The 18454-nt window shown below is 62.4% G+C and carries 15 protein-coding genes; 13 read left to right on the top strand and 2 right to left on the bottom strand.

From position 1 onward, the window contains the following. Positions 1 to 54: 54 nt before the first annotated feature. Positions 55 to 954, top strand: a complete 900-nt coding sequence (locus V1289_RS37685) for an SMP-30/gluconolactonase/LRE family protein (RefSeq protein ID WP_334407822.1) — start codon at positions 55 to 57, stop codon at positions 952 to 954. Between the two features lie 150 nt (positions 955 to 1104). Here V1289_RS37685 and V1289_RS37690 read toward each other — a convergent pair whose 3' ends face one another. Together V1289_RS37690 and V1289_RS37695 are read right to left on the bottom strand one after the other, a co-directional pair. Continuing rightward, the gene (locus V1289_RS37690) at positions 1105 to 2034 is read right to left on the bottom strand and encodes a response regulator transcription factor (protein WP_334403910.1); all 930 of its coding nucleotides are present in this window, start codon (positions 2032 to 2034) and stop codon (positions 1105 to 1107) included. Further along, complete coding sequence (locus tag V1289_RS37695; RefSeq protein WP_334403912.1) at positions 2024 to 5395, bottom strand: hybrid sensor histidine kinase/response regulator; 3372 nt, start codon at positions 5393 to 5395, stop codon at positions 2024 to 2026. The genes V1289_RS37690 and V1289_RS37695 overlap by 11 nt, the downstream gene beginning before the upstream one ends. Before the next feature lie 223 nt (positions 5396 to 5618). On the opposite strand from V1289_RS37695, the gene urtA reads away from it, so the two are divergent. The 12 genes from urtA to V1289_RS37755 all read left to right on the top strand — a co-directional run bounded on the left by urtA (position 5619) and on the right by V1289_RS37755 (position 18306). Continuing rightward, entirely contained in the window at positions 5619 to 6878 is a 1260-nt protein-coding gene (gene urtA / locus V1289_RS37700) for an urea ABC transporter substrate-binding protein (protein WP_309183543.1), read from the top strand. Positions 6879 to 7000: 122 nt separating this feature from the next. After that, positions 7001 to 7927, top strand: coding sequence for an urea ABC transporter permease subunit UrtB (gene urtB / locus V1289_RS37705; RefSeq protein WP_334403915.1), 927 nt, complete (start codon positions 7001 to 7003; stop codon positions 7925 to 7927). Positions 7928 to 7942: 15 nt separating this feature from the next. Beyond that, positions 7943 to 9088: an urea ABC transporter permease subunit UrtC gene (urtC, locus tag V1289_RS37710; RefSeq protein ID WP_334403917.1), complete on the top strand. Its 1146-nt coding sequence runs from the start codon at positions 7943 to 7945 to the stop codon at positions 9086 to 9088. 11 nt (positions 9089 to 9099) lie between these two features. Then, entirely contained in the window at positions 9100 to 9855 is a 756-nt protein-coding gene (gene urtD / locus V1289_RS37715; RefSeq protein ID WP_334403919.1) for an urea ABC transporter ATP-binding protein UrtD, read from the top strand. A gap of 11 nt (positions 9856 to 9866) precedes the next feature. Beyond that, positions 9867 to 10556 carry an urea ABC transporter ATP-binding subunit UrtE gene (urtE, locus tag V1289_RS37720; protein WP_309183548.1) on the top strand — a complete coding sequence of 230 codons (690 nt, stop codon included), beginning with the start codon at positions 9867 to 9869 and terminating at the stop codon, positions 10554 to 10556. Between the two features lie 114 nt (positions 10557 to 10670). Beyond that, entirely contained in the window at positions 10671 to 11900 is a 1230-nt protein-coding gene (fmdA, locus tag V1289_RS37725) for a formamidase (RefSeq protein WP_334403921.1), read from the top strand. Between the two features lie 88 nt (positions 11901 to 11988). Further along, positions 11989 to 12330 carry an FmdB family zinc ribbon protein gene (locus tag V1289_RS37730; protein WP_334403923.1) on the top strand — a complete coding sequence of 114 codons (342 nt, stop codon included), beginning with the start codon at positions 11989 to 11991 and terminating at the stop codon, positions 12328 to 12330. 56 nt (positions 12331 to 12386) lie between these two features. Beyond that, positions 12387 to 13427: an aliphatic amidase gene (locus V1289_RS37735; protein WP_334403925.1), complete on the top strand. Its 1041-nt coding sequence runs from the start codon at positions 12387 to 12389 to the stop codon at positions 13425 to 13427. Between the two features lie 221 nt (positions 13428 to 13648). After that, positions 13649 to 14488 carry an aldo/keto reductase gene (locus V1289_RS37740; protein ID WP_334403926.1) on the top strand — a complete coding sequence of 280 codons (840 nt, stop codon included), beginning with the start codon at positions 13649 to 13651 and terminating at the stop codon, positions 14486 to 14488. A gap of 233 nt (positions 14489 to 14721) precedes the next feature. Next, positions 14722 to 15711, top strand: coding sequence for a DMT family transporter (locus V1289_RS37745; RefSeq protein WP_334403928.1), 990 nt, complete (start codon positions 14722 to 14724; stop codon positions 15709 to 15711). 160 nt (positions 15712 to 15871) lie between these two features. Beyond that, positions 15872 to 16954 carry a zinc-binding dehydrogenase gene (locus tag V1289_RS37750; RefSeq protein WP_334403930.1) on the top strand — a complete coding sequence of 361 codons (1083 nt, stop codon included), beginning with the start codon at positions 15872 to 15874 and terminating at the stop codon, positions 16952 to 16954. Between the two features lie 179 nt (positions 16955 to 17133). Beyond that, positions 17134 to 18306 carry a fumarylacetoacetate hydrolase family protein gene (locus V1289_RS37755; protein WP_334403932.1) on the top strand — a complete coding sequence of 391 codons (1173 nt, stop codon included), beginning with the start codon at positions 17134 to 17136 and terminating at the stop codon, positions 18304 to 18306. Positions 18307 to 18454: the final 148 nt, after the last annotated feature.

Consider the following 18454-nt stretch of genomic DNA (forward strand, 5'->3'; position numbering starts at 1 on the left):
GACGTCCTCTATGGTGCGCCCGCTTTTGCAATACGGGTGAGATCCAAGAAAATGATGTATCTGGAAACGCCGCCGCGACTGATCGAAACCCAAATCTTCACGGCGATGCCGGACGAGTTCCGCCGCAAGGTGCGCACCGACTGGGCCGACGCCAACCGGCCTGGCGAGGCGACCGATTGCTTCATCGAGGGCCCGTCGTTCGACGCTGACGGCAATCTCTACGTCGTCGACATTCCGTTCGGGCGCATCTTCAAGATCACGCCGGACAAAAAGTGGTTGCTGGTGGTCGAGTACGAGGGCTGGCCCAACGGCCTGAAGATCGCCCGCGACGGCCGCATCCTGGTCGCCGACTACATGCACGGCATCATGGAACTCGATGCGCGGGCAGGGCGGATGCGGAAGGTTTTTACATCGCGCAATTCGGAATCGTTCCGCGGCTGCAACGACCTGCATCTCGCCTCAAATGGCGACATCTACTTCACCGATCAGGGCCAGACCGGCCTGCACGACCCGACCGGCCGGGTGTACCGGCTGAAAACCGATGGCCGGCTCGACTGCCTGATCGACACCGGCATCAGCCCCAATGGGCTGGTGCTCGATCCCCGCGAGGCGGTGCTGTTTGTTGCGATGACCCGCGACAATGCGGTCTGGCGCATGCCGTTCATGAAGGACGGCAGCGTTTCAAAAGTAGGCCGCTTCTGTTCGACCTTCGGACCGAGCGGCCCTGACGGCATGACCATGGACCAGGCCGGCCGGCTGTTCGTGGCGCATGCCTCGCTCGGGCATGTCTTCGTGTTCGCTCCGAACGGCGAATTGATCGCCCGCATCAAGTCCTGCGCCGGGCAAAGCTGCACCAATGTCGCGATTGGCGGCGAACAGCGCGACCGGCTCTTTATTACGGAGTCGGTTACGGGCTCGGTGCTGGTGGCGGATATCGGTGCGCTGGATGGTTGAAGCGCATTCCGGGCCTCATGGTTCGAGACGCGCGGCGTTGCCGCGCTCCTCACCATGAGGGTCTAAGACCTCATCCTGAGGAGCGCTGCGTGAGCAGCGCGTCTCGAAGGATGAAGCCACCGAACGGGAAGCCCGCCAGCCCCAACCGCCTCACGACTTCCGATGCTTCGCATTGACCGCGATCGCGGCTGCGGCGGTGCGGTTCTCGACGCCGAGTTTGGAATAGATCTGCTCGAGGTGCTTGTCGACGGTGCGCGGGCTCAAGCCCAGGATTTGCGCGATGTCGCGGTTGGTCTTGCCCTTGGACAGCCACGACAGCACCTCGCCTTCGCGCGTCGTCAGGCCAAGTTCGCTGGAGAATTCCGCCGGCGTGTCGGCGCCGGTGTCCTTGGCCAGCCGAAGCAGGAATTCGTTGGCGCCGAGCTTGCCCATATATTGCAAGCGCAACTGCTCGTGACCTGGAAACGACGCCATCGCCGCGGCTTTCGATCCGGCCTTGCCCTGCTGGGCCTGATCGAGCCAGTGCGGGATTGGATCCGGCAGCACGAATTCATCCTCGGTATCGGCGGCGAGCGTGGCCGACAACAGTTTTTGCGCCTGCGGCGTCGCCCACATGATCTTGCCCTGGCCGTTGACCGCGAGAAGATAGCGGCCGGAGACGTCGAGCGCGGCGCGGGCGCTCTGCGTCAGCCGAGCGTTGGCGAGGTGGACCCGAATGCGCGCGATCATCTCCTCGACCACGATCGGCTTGGTGACGTAGTCGACGCCGCCGGCCTCCAGCCCGCGAACGATATGTTCGGTTTCGGCGAGCCCCGTCATGAAGATGATCGGGACGTTGCCCAGACCGGCGTCGCGCTTCAGCCGTTTGCAGGTCTCAAAACCGTCCATGCCGGGCATGACGGCGTCGAGCAGCACGATGTCGGGTGTGATCTGGTCGACGATCCGCATCGCCGAAGCGCCGTCGAGCGCGACCATGACGGTCATGCCGGCACCGTCGAGCGCGTCGGTGAGCAGCCGCAGCGTCTCCGGGGAATCATCGACGACGAGCGCGACATCGCGCTTTTTGGATTCAGTGATCATAGCTGTGCAAGGTCTTGAGCGTCGCCATGTACTGGTCGAGGTCGAAACGGTCGACCAGTGCGCGCATTTGCGTGACGAAATCGGCATGCTCCGGATAATCGTTGTCGATCTCGTCGAGCTTGACCTGGATGGCGCGGATGTAACCCAATTGTCCGAGACCAATCAGTTCCTCGACATATCTCACCGGCGGCCGCGAGCCGGTATCGGGCTTCCAGTGCGGCACGGGGATTTCTTCATCGGCCTCATACTTCCATTCGAGCTTGAGCAACTGCCGGATCGATTCCAGCAGGCGGGGAATGTCGATCGGCTTCATCAGATAGCCGTCATGGAACGGCTGCGCCAGCGGCGTGCCGTGCGCCTCCAGGGCGCTGGCCGACACCATCAGGATGCGGGCCTGATGATGGCCGTTCGAACGCAATGTTTCCGCCACCGTCCATCCGTCCATTCCGGCCATCGAGATATCAAGCAGGAAAAGATCGGGCCGGCAATGCTGGGCGAGCGCAAGGCAGGCGGGTCCGTCCGGCGCGCTCAGGAGGATAAAGCCGAGCGGCGCCAGCACCTCGCGCAGCAGATCGCGGTGGGTCGGATCGTCGTCGGTGACCAGGATGGTCTTGCGCGGCCCGTGATAGCCATAGATCGGGGCCTCGACCGGGGCGATTCGCGTCGGGTTGGTGACTTCCGACAGCAGGATCTTGACGCGAAAATTGCTGCCGGTTCCGACCGTGCTGGTGACCCGGATGTCGCCCCCCATGACGCCGGCCAGGAGCCGACTGATCGTCAGGCCAAGGCCGGTGCCGGTTTGCGGCTGCGACACGCCGAGCGCGCCGCGCTCGAAGGGGGCGAAGATGCGTTCGAGATCGCCGGCCTGGATGCCCGGACCGGTGTCGATCACCTCGAATTCCGCGACCGGGCTGCGGTAATGCACGACGAACTGCACGCTGCCGGCTTGCGTGAATTTGATGGCATTCGACAGCAAATTGATCAGGATCTGGCGCAACCGCTTTTCGTCGGCATACACCACGACCGGCAACACCGTCGGCCGCTTGAAGACGAAGTCGACACCCTTGGCGGCGGCCTGCAGGCGGAACATGCCGACGAGCTGATCGAGGAAATCGCTGAGGCGCACCTCGTCGCGCGACAGATAGAGCCGGCCGGCCTCGATCTTCGAGATATCCAGAATGCCGTCGATCAGCCCGGACAGATGGTCGGCGCTGCGGCGCACCACGCGGACCTGGTCGCGCGGTTTTGTCTGCAGGCTGGAATCCTGTTCCAGCAATTGGGCGTAGCCGCTGATCGCATTCAACGGCGAGCGCAATTCGTGGCTGAGGCCCACGACATAGCGGCTCTTGGCGAGATTGGCGGACTCGGCGACTTCCTTCGCGCGCTGCAGTTCGGCGTCGGTGCGCTTGTGCGCGTCGATTTCCTGGATCAGGAGCGTGGTCTGCCGCCGCGTTTCCGCTTCCGCCGCGCGTCGGCTCTGTTGCGCCAGCACGAACAGCCACGCCACCACGCCGATGATGATGGTCAGCGCAAAGAATACTTTCCAGAGCACGTCCGACAACAGTCCGGCGGCATGCACCGTCGCTGACGTCTGCAGGTAGATCAGCGCCAGCGTCAGCCCGACAAGGCCGGCGGATATCGCGAACACGCCGAGATAATGCCCGAGCTGGGAGTTGATCCGGGTATAGATCGGCTCCGGCAGCATTTTTCCGAGCGTTTCCGAGACCTGCGCCTGAATCCGTGCATGCGGCTTGCAGAGATCGTGGCAGCGCGCGTCGAGCGAACAGCATAGCGAGCAGATCGGGCCGGCATAGGCGGGGCAGGAGGCCATATCCTCCGGCTCGAACGCGTGTTCGCAGATACAGCACTGGATCGATTCGAGGTTCTGCCAACTCCGCTTCGGCTTGCGCGCGATGTAATATTTGCCGTCGGTCGCCCACGCGATCAGCGGTGCTGCGATGAAGGCAACAGCCAGTGCGACGAAAGCCGACAGCGCCTTCGCCGTCGGTCCGAACAGGCCGTAGAAGGCGCTGATCGAGACGATGGTGGCGATCAGCATCGCGCCGACCCCGACCGGATTGATGTCGTAGAGATGCGCGCGCTTGAACTCGATGTGCTGCGGGCGCAGGCCGAGTGGCTTGTTGATCACGAGATCGGCAACCAGCGCGCCGACCCAGGCGATTGCAACGTTGGAATACAACGCCAGCGTCTGCTCCAGCGCCTTGTAGACGCCGATCTCCATCAACAGGAGCGCGACCATGACGTTGAACACGAGCCAGACCACGCGGCCGGGATGGCTGTGGGTGAGGCGGGAGAAGAAGTTCGACCAGGCGATCGAACCGGCATAGGCGTTGGTGACGTTGATCTTGACCTGCGACAGGATCACGAAGGTGCCGGTTAATGCCAGCGCCAGATCGGGCTGCGACAGCACATAACGAAACGCTTCGAGATACATGTGCGCGGGCTCGGCGGCGTGCTCGTTGGAGACGCCGTGGCTGAGCGCGAAGAAGGCGAGGAACGATCCCGCCAGCAGTTTGAACGAGCCGAGAACGATCCAGCCGGGACCGGCGCTCAGCAGCGCGATCCACCATGATCGCCGCGAGGTTCGCCGGTCGCGCGGCAGAAAGCGCAGGAAGTCGACCTGTTCGCCGATCTGCGCCACCAGCGAAAACACCACCGAGGCGGCGGTGCCGAACAGCAGCAAATCGAGATGGCCGGCGGCGTCGCCATGCTCGCCGGCAAACTTTCGCCACTCGGCAAAGGAGTGCGGATTGGCGTAAGCGATCGCCGCAAACGGCAGGATGTTCAGCACGATCCACAGCGGCTGCGTCCACAACTGGAAGCGGCTGATCAGCGTGATGCCGTAGGTCACCAAGGGAATGATGATCACGGCGCTGATGAGATAGCCGATCGGCCGCGGGATTCCGAAGCACATTTCGAGCGCCGTCGCGAGAATGACGGCCTCGATCGCAAAGAAGATGAAGGTGAACGACGCGTAGATCAGCGAGGTGATGGTCGAGCCGATGTAACCGAAACCGGCGCCGCGGGTCAGAAGATCGATGTCGATGCCGCATTTGGCGGCGTGATAGGCGATCGGCAAACCGCACAGGAAAATGATGACGCTGACCACAAGAATGGCGGCGGTCGCGTTCATTGCACCGTAATTGAGCGTGATCGTGCCGCCGATCGCCTCCATCGCCAGGAACGAGATCGCGCCGAGCGCGGTGTTGGCGACGCGGGCGGCCGACCATCGCCGCGCGCTCTTGGCGGTGAACCGGAGCGCGTAGTCTTCCAGGGTCTGGTTCGCAACCCATTGATTGTACTGGCGCCTGACGCGGTCTATCCGCTGCCGCCCTGCCACTTCGATTAACTCCTCAAGCCCGACTGCACGCGAAACCGACCGCGATTGCGTTCGCGACTGCGTTCGCGACTGCGTTCGTGATTCCGCTCGCAATTCCCGTACCAAAAACCTACGTCGCTATTTTGCGGTGCAATATACGCGATCTCACGTATCTGTGCAGTGCACAAATGTGAGCAATCCTTGCCTGACCAATAAGCGTGTTCTCGAACCAAACGGGGTGCTCATGTCGGACGAAACCAATAAGGGCCTGCAGTCGGCATTTCGCCGCAAGCTGCTGATGGGAATGGCCGCAATTCCCGCTCTAACCATGCTTCCTCGCCCATCTTTTGCGCAAGCGCCGGCAACCTCCGCGATCAACACCACGGGGCTCGCGGTTACCGATACTGAAGTGACGGTCGGCATCCTGCATTCGGCCACCGGCACGATGGCGATTTCGGAAACCGGTTCGATCGAAGCCGAGAAGCTCGCCATCGACCAGATCAACGCCGCCGGCGGCGTGCTCGGCCGCAAGATCAAGTTCATCCAGGAAGACGGCGCCAGCGACTGGCCGACCTTCGCCGAGAAGGCCAAGAAGCTGCTGGTCAACGACAAGGTCGCGGCGATCATGGGCTGCTGGACCTCGGCATCCCGCAAGGCGGTGTTGCCGGTGGTCGAGCAATATAACGGCATGCTCTATTATCCGACCTTCTACGAAGGTCTCGAGCAATCCAAGAACGTCATCTATACCGGACAGGAAGCCACCCAGCAGATCCTCGCCGGCCTGAACTGGATCGCCAAGGAGAAGGGCGCGAAATCCTTCTTCTTCGTCGGCTCCGACTACATCTGGCCGCGCACGTCGAACAAGATCGCGCGCAAGCACGTCGAGAACGTGCTGAAGGGCAAGGTCGTGGGCGAGGAATATTACCCGCTCGGTAATACCCAGTTCAACTCGGTGATCAACAAGATCAAGCTGACCAAGCCCGACGTGATCTTCACCGACGTTGTCGGCGGATCGAACGTCGCGTTCTACAAGCAGCTCAAGGCGGCCGGTATCGATTTGTCGAAACAGGCGCTGCTCACGATCTCGGTGACCGAAGACGAAATCGACGGCATCGGCGGCGAGAACATCGCGGGCGCCTATGCCTGCATGAAATACTTCGAGTCGCTCGATAATCCGAACAACAAGGCCTTCGTGCCGGCATTCCAGAAGATGTGGGGCGCCAAGACCGTGATCGGCGACGTCACGCAGGCCGCCTATCTCGGCCCGTGGCTGTGGAAGTTAACGGTCGAGAAGGCCGGAAGCTTCGACGTCGACAAGATCGCGGCAGCTTCGCCCGGCGTGGAATTCAAGGGGGCGCCGGAAGGCTACGTGCGCATTCATGAAAACCATCATCTCTGGTCGAAGACCCGGGTCGGGCGCGCCAAGCTCGATGGCCAGTTCGAACTGATCTACGAGACCGCCGATCTGGTCGAGCCGGATCCGTTCCCGAAGGGCTACCAGTAAGGCCCACCGTCGTCTTCCCCGCAATCAAGCCGCTCCCTGGCGTGGATCGCAAGTCCACGCTTAACGCCCCCGCGTCGCGAACTTAGCTCGCGACGCGGGACTTCCCCCGACGGAGAACATCGATGTTCGGCGATTATTCGATTGGCGATCTGGGCTCCATCTTCGTCATGCAGGGTTTTGCGGGCCTGATCCTGTTTTCCGTCTACGTGCTGATGGCGCTCGGACTTGCGATCATCTTCGGGCAGATGGGCGTCATCAACATGGCCCATGGCGAGTTCATGATCCTCGGCGCCTACGTGACCTGGATGACGTCGAACCTGTTCCAGACCTATTTGCCGGGTTTGTTCGGCGGCTACTTCTTCCTCGCGATGATATTGGCGTTCTTCGCGTCCGGGGCGCTCGGCATGCTGGTCGAATGGGCACTGATCCGGCATCTCTACAAACGTCCGCTGGATACGCTGCTCGCCACCTGGGGTTTGAGCCTTATCCTGCAGCAGGCCTACCGCTCGATCTTCGGCGCCCGTGAGGTCGGCGTCGAGCTGCCGCAGTGGATGCTGGGCTCGCTGCACGTCACCGAAAGCATCGAGGTTCCGATCAACGGCGTCTTCGTGATGGCCCTGACGCTGCTGATCACGATGGCAGTGGCCTACATCATGTACAAATCGCGCTGGGGCCGCCAGGTCCGCGCCGTCGTGCAGAACCGGATCATGGCCGGCGCCGTCGGCATCAACACCGAGAAAGTCGATCGCTACACCTTCGGCCTCGGCTGCGGCATCGCCGGCGTCGCCGGAAGCGCATTCACCATGATCGGCTCCACCGGGCCGACCTCCGGCCAGCTCTATATCGTCGATACCTTCCTGGTGGTCGTGTTCGGCGGCGCAGCCAGCCTGATCGGCACCATCGCATCGGCATTCAGCATCTCGCAGACGCAATCGACGCTCGAGTTCTTCATGTCGGGGTCGATGGCAAAGGTCCTCACGCTACTCGCGGTCGTCGGAATCTTGATGCTGCGGCCGCAGGGTCTGTTCGCCCTCAAGGTCCGAAAATAACAGAGGGCTGAAGCCATGACCGACAATCGCTTTGTCAATCGATCGGAGCTGATCGGAATTCTGCTGCTCGCCGTGTTCCTGGTGGTGATCCTGCCGCTCTGCCTCGATGTCTTCAGGCTCAATCTTGTCGCGAAATACCTGACCTACGCCTTCGTGGCGCTGGGGCTGGTGATCTGCTGGGGATATGGCGGCATCTTAAGCCTCGGGCAGGGCGTGTTCTTCGGTCTCGGCGGCTACTGCATGGCGATGTTTCTCAAGCTTGAAGCGTCAAGCGTCGAGAACACCAAGATCCAGTCGACGCCCGGCATTCCCGATTTCATGGACTGGAACCAGATCACCTCGCTGCCGCTGTTCTGGAAGCCCTTTCATAGTCTCACCTTCACCATCGCCGCCGTCATCCTGGTGCCGGGCATCTTTGCCCTGATCATCGGTGCCGCGATGTTCAAGCGCCGGGTCGGCGGCACCTATTTCGCCATTATCACCCAGGCGGTCGCCGCGATCCTGACCATCCTGATCGTGGGACAGCAGGGCTATACCGGCGGCATCAACGGCATGACCGACCTGCGCACCCTGAAGGGATGGGACATCCGGCCGGACCACGCCAAGATCATGCTCTACTTCTTCGAGGTCGGCTGCCTGTTCGTCTGCATCTTCATCGCCCAGTTCATCCGTCACTCGAAGCTCGGCCGCATCCTGGTCGCGATGCGCGACAAGGAGGATCGGGTTCGCTTCTCCGGCTACAGCGTCGCCAATTTCAAGATCTTCGCGTTCTGCGTCGCCGCCATATTCGCCGCGATCGGCGGCGCCATGTTCGCGCTCAATGTCGGTTTCATGTCGCCTTCCTTTGTCGGCATCGTGCCGTCGATCGAGATGGTGATCTATACGGCGGTGGGCGGCCGGCTCTCGATCCTGGGCGCGGTGTACGGCACGCTGCTGGTGAACTTTGCGAAGACCAGCCTGTCGGAATCCTTTCCCGAATTGTGGCTGTTCGGTCTCGGCGGGTTGTTCATCGCGGTGGTCCTCGCCTTCCCCAACGGTCTGGCCGGGATCTGGGGCGACTACGTGCAGCCCCGCATCGACCGGCTGGTCAATTCGCGCAAGCCGAAATCCGGCGACGGCTGGACCGACAGTTCGGTTGCCGACGGCGCCCCGGCGGAATGAGGAGATAGACCATGCTCATAGGCCACCAGTCCAAGGAGTTTCTGCTCGCGGTCGAGGCGCTCACGGTTTCCTTCGATGGCTTCAAGGCGGTCAACGATCTCTCCTTCTACGTCGAGGAGAACGAAATCCGCGTCATCATCGGCCCCAATGGCGCCGGCAAGACCACCGTGCTCGACCTGATCTGCGGAAAAACCAAGGCGACCTCCGGCTCGATTCAATTCCGTGGGCAGGAACTCACGAAGTTGAAGGAGAACCAGATCGTGCAGGCCGGGGTGGGGCGAAAATTCCAGACCCCCTCGATCTACGACGACCTCACCGTGTTCGAGAATCTCGAGATCTCGTTTCCGCGCGGACGTACGGTGTTCGGCGCGCTGACCTTCACGCGCGACGCCATCGTGCGCGACCGCGTTCATGAGGTCGCCGAGATGATCTTCCTGAAGGACCGGCTCAATATGAGCGCCGAACTGCTCAGCCACGGCCAGAAGCAATGGCTCGAGATCGGCATGCTGCTGATCCAGGACCCGGAATTGCTGATGCTGGACGAACCGGTCGCCGGCATGAGCGTCAGCGAGCGCGTCAAGACCGCGGAGTTGCTCAACCGCATCATCAGGGATCGTTCGGTGCTGGTGATCGAGCACGACATGAAATTCGTCGAGGACATCGCGCACAAGGTCACGGTCCTGCATCAGGGCCAGATCCTGTCGGAAGGCACGATGGATCACGTCAAGAACGATCCGAAAGTCATCGAAGTTTACCTCGGGCATTAAGGAACTCATCGATGCTGGCAATCTCCGATCTTCACGTCGCTTACGGCCAGAGCGAGGTGCTGCATGGCCTGAACATATCCGTCGCGCCCAACGAGATCGTGGCGATCATGGGGCGCAACGGCATGGGCAAGACCACGCTGATGAAGTCGCTGATGGGCATCGTGCCGACCAGGAGCGGTTCGGTGAACATGGAGGGTACCGAACTGTCGGCCCTCAAGAGCTACGAGCGCGTCGTCAAGGGGCTCGCCTACGTGCCGCAGGGCCGCATGATCTTCTCGGCGATGACCGTCAAGGAGAATATCGAGACCGGTCTTGTCGCATCAGGCGAAAAGGAAGTCCCTGGCGACCTCTATGAGCTCTTCCCGGTGCTGCTCGAGATGAAGGATCGCCGCGGCGGTAATCTGTCCGGCGGCCAGCAGCAGCAGCTCGCGATCGCGCGTGCGCTCGCCACCAAGCCAAAGGTGCTGCTGCTGGACGAGCCGACCGAAGGCATCCAGCCGTCGATCATCAAGGAGATGGCGCGCACGCTGAAGCGCATTCGCGACGAGCGCGGGCTGTCGATCGTGGTCTCCGAGCAGGTGCTGAGCTTTGCGCTGGATATCGCCGACCGCGTGCTCGTGATCGAGAACGGCGAGATCGTGCGCGACGATCCGCGCGACAACGTCGATGCCGCGCAGATCTCGAAATATTTGTCCGTCTAGAGCATGATCCGGACCCGGAGGGCCGCGTTAGCGCAAAGTGTGCAGCGGTTTTCCGAAATGATCATGCTCAAAACAACTAACCGTAACCAGCCTTGGTAAAAAGGGGAGCATCCGATGCCAGAGACACTGATCAAGGTCGATCTTTCGAAGTCGGCCTACGACAACGACATGATTCACAACCGCTGGCACCCCGACATCCAGATCGTGGCGTGGGTCAAGCCGGGCGACGACTTCATCATCGAGACCGTCGACTGGACCGGCGGATTCATCAAGAACAACGATTCCGCCGACGATGTGCGCGACATCGATCTGTCGATCGTGCACTTCCTGTCCGGCCCGATCGGGGTCAAAGGCGCCGAGCCCGGCGATCTTCTGGTGGTCGATCTGCTCGACGTCGGACCGCTCAAGGAGAGCCTGTGGGGTTTCAACGGCTTCTTCTCCAAGCAGAATGGCGGCGGCTTCCTGACGGATCATTTCCCGCTGGCGCAGAAATCGATCTGGGACATCAAGGGCCTCTATACGTCCTCGCGCCATATTCCCGGCGTGAACTTCGCGGGGCTGATCCATCCCGGCCTGATCGGCTGTCTGCCCGACCCGAAAATGCTCGCGACCTGGAATGAGCGCGAGGCGGCGCTGATCGCGACCAACCCGACGCGCATCCCCGGCCTCGCCAATCCGCCGTTCGCGCCGACCGCGCACGCCGGCCAGGCGAAAGGCGACGTCAAGGCCAAGATCGGCGCCGAAGGCGCCCGCACGGTGCCGCCGCGCGAGCATGGCGGCAATTGCGACATCAAGGATCTGTCGCGCGGCTCGAAAATCTACTTCCCGGTCTACGTGCCCGGCGGCGGGCTCTCGATGGGCGATCTGCACTTCAGCCAGGGCGACGGCGAGATCACCTTCTGCGGCGCGATCGAGATGGCCGGCTGGCTGCATCTGAAAGTCGACGTGATCAAGGACGGCGTCGCCAAATACGGCATCAAGAATCCCGTGTTCAAGCCGTCGCCGATCACGCCGAACTACAAGGACTATCTGATCTTCGAGGGCATCTCGGTCGACGAGCAAGGCAAGCAGCACTATCTCGACGTCCACATCGCCTACCGCCAGGCCTGCCTGAACGCGATCGAGTATCTGAAGAAGTTCGGTTACTCCGGCGCGCAGGCCTATTCGATCCTCGGCACCGCGCCGTGCCAGGGCCACATCTCCGGCGTGGTCGACGTGCCGAACGCCTGCGCCACGCTGTGGCTGCCGACGGAGATCTTCGACTTCGACATCATGCCGTCGTCGGTCGGTCCGATCAAACACATCAAGGGCGACATCCAGATGCCGCTCTCCCAGGACAAATGATCCCTGCGCGACGGGGTGCGGGACGGCTGAGTATCTGCCGCCCCGCATCCGCCGCCGCCTAACAATTCAATCGCGCAAGGGAAACGAAATGCCCATCTATGAATATCTCTGCAACGCGTGCGGCCCGTTCACGGATATGCGGCCGATGGCCGAATGCGATCTGCCGCAGGACTGCCCGCAATGCGACATTGAAGCGCCGCGCGTCATCCTGACCGCGCCGGCTTTCTTCTGCATGCCCTCCGACAAGCGCAAGGCCCATGCCACCAACGAGCGCAGCGCCAACGCGCCCAAAACCGTCGGCGAATACAAGGCGTCGCACGCACCCGGCTGCGGTTGTTGTTCCGGCAAGAAGCCGGCGCGGCTGGTGACAAAAACGAAGGGAGGCGCCAAGGGCTTTCCGACCGCGCGGCCGTGGATGATCAGCCACTAATGCCTCACGGCGTCTGATCGACAGCAAACTCAAACCAAAAACAGAAGGCGATCCCCATGCTTCATGGCGACATTTCCTCAAGCAACGACACCGTCGGCGTAGCCGTCGTCAACTACAAAATGCCGCGGCTGCACAGCAGGGCCGAGGTGCTCGACAACGCCCGCAAGATCGCCGACATGGTGGTGGGCATGAAGACCGGCTTGCCGGGCATGGATCTGGTGATCTTTCCGGAATACTCCACCCACGGCATCATGTACGACTCGAAAGAGATGTACGAGACGGCTTCGTCGATCCCGGGTCCCGAGACCGACATCTTCGCCGAAGCCTGCCGCAAGGCCAAGGTCTGGGGCGTGTTCTCGCTCACCGGCGAGCGCCACGAGGAACACCCGCACAAGGCGCCGTACAACACCTTGATCCTGATGAACGACAAGGGCGAGATCGTGCAGAAATACCGCAAGATCATGCCGTGGGTGCCGATCGAAGGCTGGTATCCCGGCAATTGCACTTATGTTTCCGACGGTCCGAAAGGCCTCAAGGTCAGCCTGATCATCTGCGACGACGGCAACTTTCCGGAAATCTGGCGCGACTGTGCCATGAAGGGCGCCGAACTGATCGTGCGCTGCCAGGGCTACATGTATCCGGCCAAGGAACAGCAGATCCTGATTTCCAAGGCGATGGCCTGGGCCAACAATGTCTATGTCGCGGTCGCCAATGCCGCCGGCTTCGACGGCGTCTACTCCTACTTCGGTCACTCGGCGATCATCGGCTTCGACGGCCGCACCCTGGGCGAGACCGGCGAGGAGGAATACGGCATCCAGTATGCAGCGCTGTCGAAGAACCTGATCCGCGATTTCCGCCGCAACGGCCAGTCGCAGAACCACCTCTACAAGCTGGTCCATCGCGGCTATACCGGCATGATCAATTCCGGCGAAAGCGCGCGCGGCCTCGCGGCCTGTCCGTACGATTTCTACACCAAGTGGATATCCGATCCGGAAGGCACGCGCGGAATGGTCGAGGCGATGACCCGCCCGACCGCAGGGACGGACGAATGCCCGATCGACGGCATCCCGAATGAGAAGTCCGCGACCAATTACTAGGGGTGCGCGTCATTGAATCAGCCGTCGTCCCGGCGAACGCCGGGACCCATACGCCGCGGCCTCTCGTTTCGGCAGTGAATTAGAGACTTCGCAAAATTACTACCGCCGCGGCGTATGGATCCCGGGTCGGGCTTCGCTTGCCCGGGACGACGTTGTGAGACGACATCGCTACTCGTTTCGTCTATGTTCTGCCGCGTGGTTCATGGACGAACGAGGCAACTTTGCGAAAACAGAAATTCGGCAACAGCGGTCCCGACGTGTCCGTGATCGGGCAGGGCACCTGGTATCTCGACCGCGGCGATCGCAAGTCGGCGGTCGCGGCACTCCGGCGCGGCATCGAAACAGGCATGACCCATATCGATACTGCCGAGATGTATGGCGATGCCGAGCTCGTGATCGCCGACGCCATCGCAGGTCTGCGCGACGAGCTTTTCCTGGTTTCAAAGGTGTTGCCGAGCAATGCCTCGCGGCGCGGCACGATCACGGCGTGCGAGCGATCCCTCAAGCGGCTGAAGACCGATCATCTCGACTGCTATCTGCTGCATTGGCGCGGGTCGTTTTCCCTGGACGACACCGTTGCGGCATTCGATGAATTGATCGCAGCGGGAAAAATCCGCTCATGGGGCGTCAGCAATTTCGATACCGACGATCTCAACGAACTGCTGGCGGTCGCCGGCAAGGGCAAGATCGCCTGCAACCAGGTGCTCTATCATCTGCAGGAACGCGCGATCGAGCATGCGGTGATTCCGTGGTGCGAGAAACATGGCGTTGCCGTCGTCGCCTATTCGCCGTTCGGCCACGATGATTTTCCGTCGGCACGCAGCAAGCAAGGCCAGATGTTGCAGAGCATCGCCGACGCGCACAAGGCGACGGCGCGTCAGGTCGCGCTCGGCTTTCTGACGCGCCGGCCTTCGTTGTTTGCGATTCCAAAAGCCTCGAGCGCGGATCACGCCGCCGAAAATGCTGCTGCGGGCACACTGAAGTTGAGCGACAGCGAGCTTGCCGCACTCGACAGCGCTTTTCCGCGTGGCCCCAAGCCGCGCGGCTTGCCGATGCTCTAGCGAGCACACTTGTTAACAAAGTGTTGCAATGGCGACGGCAAGCGCCGCGCCGGCGACGGCAACGGCCGCGCGGGCTACGGCAACAGCCACGCGGGCTACGGCAAACTGTCGCGGCGGGCCGCCGCGCCCGCTCGCGCATATCGGAGTCCCGTTTTCGGACCTTGTTGTTCCCCCGCAAATGGCGTTTTTTGGAGCCTCGCCCGACTCAACGATTGCTGCCTTTCGAGATTGCCGTGACACCGCCCCCCGCCGCAGCCGCCAGGCTGGACCGCGCTCCATTGCCGTTGCCCGAGAAGAAGTCTGCCGCCCGCAAAGCGCCTGCGCGCGCCGATCGTCCGTTCAAGGGCATTGCGCTGATCCTTGCGTCGACGATATTTTTGGGTACCTCCGACGTCACGGCGAAATATCTGTCGGCGACGTTGCCGTCGATCGAGATCACCTGGATCAGGTTTCTGACCTTCGCGCTGATCATGTCGCCGGCGATGCTGCCGGGCTCGCCGCTGTTCGCGCTGCAGACCCGGCGGCCCGGCCTGCAATTGCTGCGCGGCGCGGCGCTGCTCGGTTCATCGCTGTTCTTCATTTCCGGCCTGCGGTTTCTCCCGATCGCCGAAGCGTCCGCCACCGGCTTCGTTTCGCCGCTGTTCGTCACCGCGCTGTCGATCTTTTTCCTCGGCGAGAAGGTCGGCCTGCGCCGCTGGATCGCGACCGCGGTCGGTCTCGTCGGCGTCATCATCATCCTGCGGCCGGGCTCCGGCGCGTTTCATCCCGCCGCGTTCTTCCCGATCGTCTCGGCGCTGGCATGGGCCTGCACCCTGATCATGACGCGGATGATGAGCGGCAGCGAGCCCGCCGTCACCATCATGAGCTATTCGTCGATCGCCGGCGTCTGCATCCTTTCCGGGCTGGTGCCGTTCGTCTGGGTGGCGCCGACCTGGCATGACATCATGTTCGGCATTTTCATCGGCGTCGCATCGACGGTGGGGCAATGGATCGTGGTGCTCGCGTTCCGCTACGCCGATGCCTCGGTGCTGGCGCCGTTTTCCTACACCCAGCTGTTGTGGGTCAGCATCTTCGGCTTCCTGATCTTCGGCGAATTGCCCGACGTCTGGACCGTGACCGGCGCGTCGTTCATCGTCGCCAGCGGCCTCTACACCGCGCATCGCGAGCGGGTGCGGCACTCGCAGCTTCTGGCGGTGCCGGCGGAGCCGTCGCCGAACGCCTGAGCCTTCCGGACGAAATCGTGCGCAGGGTGAGAATTGTTGCAGCACAGGCGTTGCGTGCGGGCAACAGGTGGGTCGGAAAACGACCGTTTTTCGTTTCAAATCAAAGGATTCCGTGGTGATCCTCCATGCTATGAGTGGGAAAACCCACGCGGGAGGAACCATGCGCGCAGCCATCTTCAGGAACGGCGAGATCGTCGTCGATCACATGCCCGAGCCGAAGCCGGGAATCGGCCAGGTGCTGGTCAAATCGCTGGCCTGCGGCATCTGCGGATCCGACCTGCACGCGCGCAAGCACGCCCACCGCATGGTCGAACTATCCCGGCATTTTCCCGGCCGCAAGCCGATGGATTTGGCGCGCGACGTCGTGTTCGGCCACGAATTCTGCTGCGAGATTCTGGATTATGGTCCGGGCACCACGCGCAAGCTCAAGACCGGCACCAAAGTATGCTCGCTGCCGGCGCTGCTGACGCCGGAAGGCATGCAGGGCATCGGCTATTCCAATGACAATGTCGGCGCCTATGCCGAGCGCATGCTGCTCAGCGAGGCGCTGCTGCTGGAGGTGCCGAACGGGCTTTCGGCCGAACATGCGGCGCTGACCGAGCCGCTTGCGGTGGGCGTGCATGCGGTCGCCAAAGCCAATATTCAAGGCGGCGAGGTGCCGCTGGTGATCGGCTGCGGGCCGGTCGGGCTCGCGGTCATCGCCGCACTCAAGATCAGGGGATTGCACCCGATCGTAGCGGCAGATTACTCGCCGGCGCGCCGCGCGCTCGCCGGGAAACTCGGCGCCGATATCGTGGTGGATCCTGCGCGCTCGCAGCCCTATGCCACCTGGGCCGAGCATGCCCAGATGTCACCGGAGGAAAAAGCCGCGCGGCCGCCGCTGCAGGCGATGCTGCCGGCGCTCAAGCCGGCGCTGATTTTCGAATGCGTCGGCATCCCCGGATTGATCCAGCAGGTGTTCGAGGGCGCGCCGCGCGATGCCCGCATCGTCGTGGTCGGCGTCTGCATGGAGAACGATCGCTCCGAGCCGATGCTCGGCATCATGAAGGAGCTCAACGTTCAGTACGTGCTGGGCTATACGCCCGAGGAATTCGCCCATTCGCTGCGCCTGATCGCGGAAGGGCAGGTGGACGCAGCCTCGATGGTGACCGCAAGCGTAGGCATCGACGGCGTGGCAAAAGCGTTCGCCGATCTCGCCAATCCGGAAGCGCACACCAAGATCATCGTCGAGCCGTGGCGATAAACTTCGTCGTCCCGGAAAAGCGAGCAAAGCGAGCGCCGATCCGGGACCCATACGCTGCGGCGGTAGTTGTCTTGGCGAGGTGATCGACGGCTTTGTTTAGCAGTTAAGGCCTGTGGTTATGGGTCCCGGCGTTCGCCGGGACGACGACGGGAGGACGGTCGAAGGAAATCGGAGCAGCGATGATTACACTGACAACAAAAGATCTCCTCCCCAAGGACGGCACAAGCGGCACCTTGGTCGGCCGGGCTTGGTTGCCGCGGCTGAACGGTCCTGCGGTGATTGCGGTCCGCGGCGACGGGGTGTTCGACGTGACCGCGCGCTTCCAAACCGTGAGCGCGCTGTGCGAGGAGGACGACCCGGCCGCTGCGTTGCGCGCGTTCAAAGGCGAGCGCATCGGCGATCTCGAAAACCTTGCCGCCAACACGCCGCCCGACCAGCGCGATCGCGAAAAACCCTGGCTGCTCGCGCCGCTCGATTTGCAGGCGCTGAAGGCTGCGGGCGTGACGTTTGCCGTCTCGATGCTGGAGCGGGTGATCGAAGAACGGGCGCGCGGCAATCCTGCTTCCGCGGACGCCATTCGCAAGGAAGTGGTGCGGCTGGTCGGCGACGATTTCTCCAAGCTCAAGCCCGGCTCGGCCGAGGCGATCCGGCTGAAGCAGGTGCTGATCGAGCAAAACGCCTGGAGCCAGTATCTGGAAGTCGGCATCGGTCCCGACGCCGAGGTATTTACAAAAGCGCCGGTACTGTCCTCGGTCGGGTCAGGCATGGACGCCGGCCTGCATCCGAAATCGACCTGGAATAATCCGGAGCCGGAGGTCGTGCTGGCGGTATCGAGCCGCGGCAACATTGTTGGCGCAGCGCTCGGCAACGACGTCAATTTGCGCGACTTCGAGGGACGCTCGGCGCTACTGCTGTCGAAGGCCAAGGACAACAACGCCTCCTGCGCGATCGGCCCGTTGCTCAGGCTGTTCGACCAGACGTTTTCGCTCGATGACATCAGAAGGATGGACGTTGGACTGACCGTGCAGGGCGCGGACGGCTTCGTCCTCGAGGGCCATTCCTCGATCAGCAAGATCAGCCGCGATCCGACCGATCTCGTGGCCCAGACCATCGGGCCGGTGCATCAATATCCCGACGGCTTTGCGCTGTTCCTCGGTACCATGTTCGCGCCCGTTAGGGATCGCGACGCGCCGGGCCAGGGCTTCACCCACAAGCGCGACGATATCGTCACCATCGCAGCGCCCCAGCTCGGCAAGCTCGTCAACCGCATGCGCAACAGCGATGAGTGCGAGCCCTGGACGTTTGGCGTCGGCGCGCTGATGAAGAGCCTGGCGCAGCGGAAGGTTCTGTAGGGCGCGGGTTCATAATCACGTAGCCAACCGGAACTCGTCGGCCTACCTACTCGATCACCTCGTCGGGGCGGCTTGCCAGGGGCGGCGAAATCGTGAGACCGAGCGCCCTAGCGGTCTTGAGGTTGATTACCAGCTCCTATTTGGACGC

The sequence above is a fragment of the Bradyrhizobium sp. AZCC 2289 genome (assembly GCF_036924615.1).
Classification (GTDB): domain Bacteria; phylum Pseudomonadota; class Alphaproteobacteria; order Rhizobiales; family Xanthobacteraceae; genus Bradyrhizobium.

Excerpts from the sequence above, each read along its gene's own strand:
- V1289_RS37685 (WP_334407822.1), top strand. The coding sequence starts at position 55 with ATGTATCTGGAAACGCCGCCGCGACTGATCGAAACCCAAATCTTCACG.
- V1289_RS37690 (WP_334403910.1), bottom strand. The coding sequence starts at position 2,034 with ATGATCACTGAATCCAAAAAGCGCGATGTCGCGCTCGTCGTCGATGAT.
- urtA (WP_309183543.1), top strand. The coding sequence starts at position 5,619 with ATGTCGGACGAAACCAATAAGGGCCTGCAGTCGGCATTTCGCCGCAAG.
- urtB (WP_334403915.1), top strand. The coding sequence starts at position 7,001 with ATGTTCGGCGATTATTCGATTGGCGATCTGGGCTCCATCTTCGTCATG.
- urtC (WP_334403917.1), top strand. The coding sequence starts at position 7,943 with ATGACCGACAATCGCTTTGTCAATCGATCGGAGCTGATCGGAATTCTG.
- urtD (WP_334403919.1), top strand. The coding sequence starts at position 9,100 with ATGCTCATAGGCCACCAGTCCAAGGAGTTTCTGCTCGCGGTCGAGGCG.
- urtE (WP_309183548.1), top strand. The coding sequence starts at position 9,867 with ATGCTGGCAATCTCCGATCTTCACGTCGCTTACGGCCAGAGCGAGGTG.
- fmdA (WP_334403921.1), top strand. The coding sequence starts at position 10,671 with ATGCCAGAGACACTGATCAAGGTCGATCTTTCGAAGTCGGCCTACGAC.
- V1289_RS37730 (WP_334403923.1), top strand. The coding sequence starts at position 11,989 with ATGCCCATCTATGAATATCTCTGCAACGCGTGCGGCCCGTTCACGGAT.
- V1289_RS37735 (WP_334403925.1), top strand. The coding sequence starts at position 12,387 with ATGCTTCATGGCGACATTTCCTCAAGCAACGACACCGTCGGCGTAGCC.
- V1289_RS37750 (WP_334403930.1), top strand. The coding sequence starts at position 15,872 with ATGCGCGCAGCCATCTTCAGGAACGGCGAGATCGTCGTCGATCACATG.
- V1289_RS37755 (WP_334403932.1), top strand. The coding sequence starts at position 17,134 with ATGATTACACTGACAACAAAAGATCTCCTCCCCAAGGACGGCACAAGC.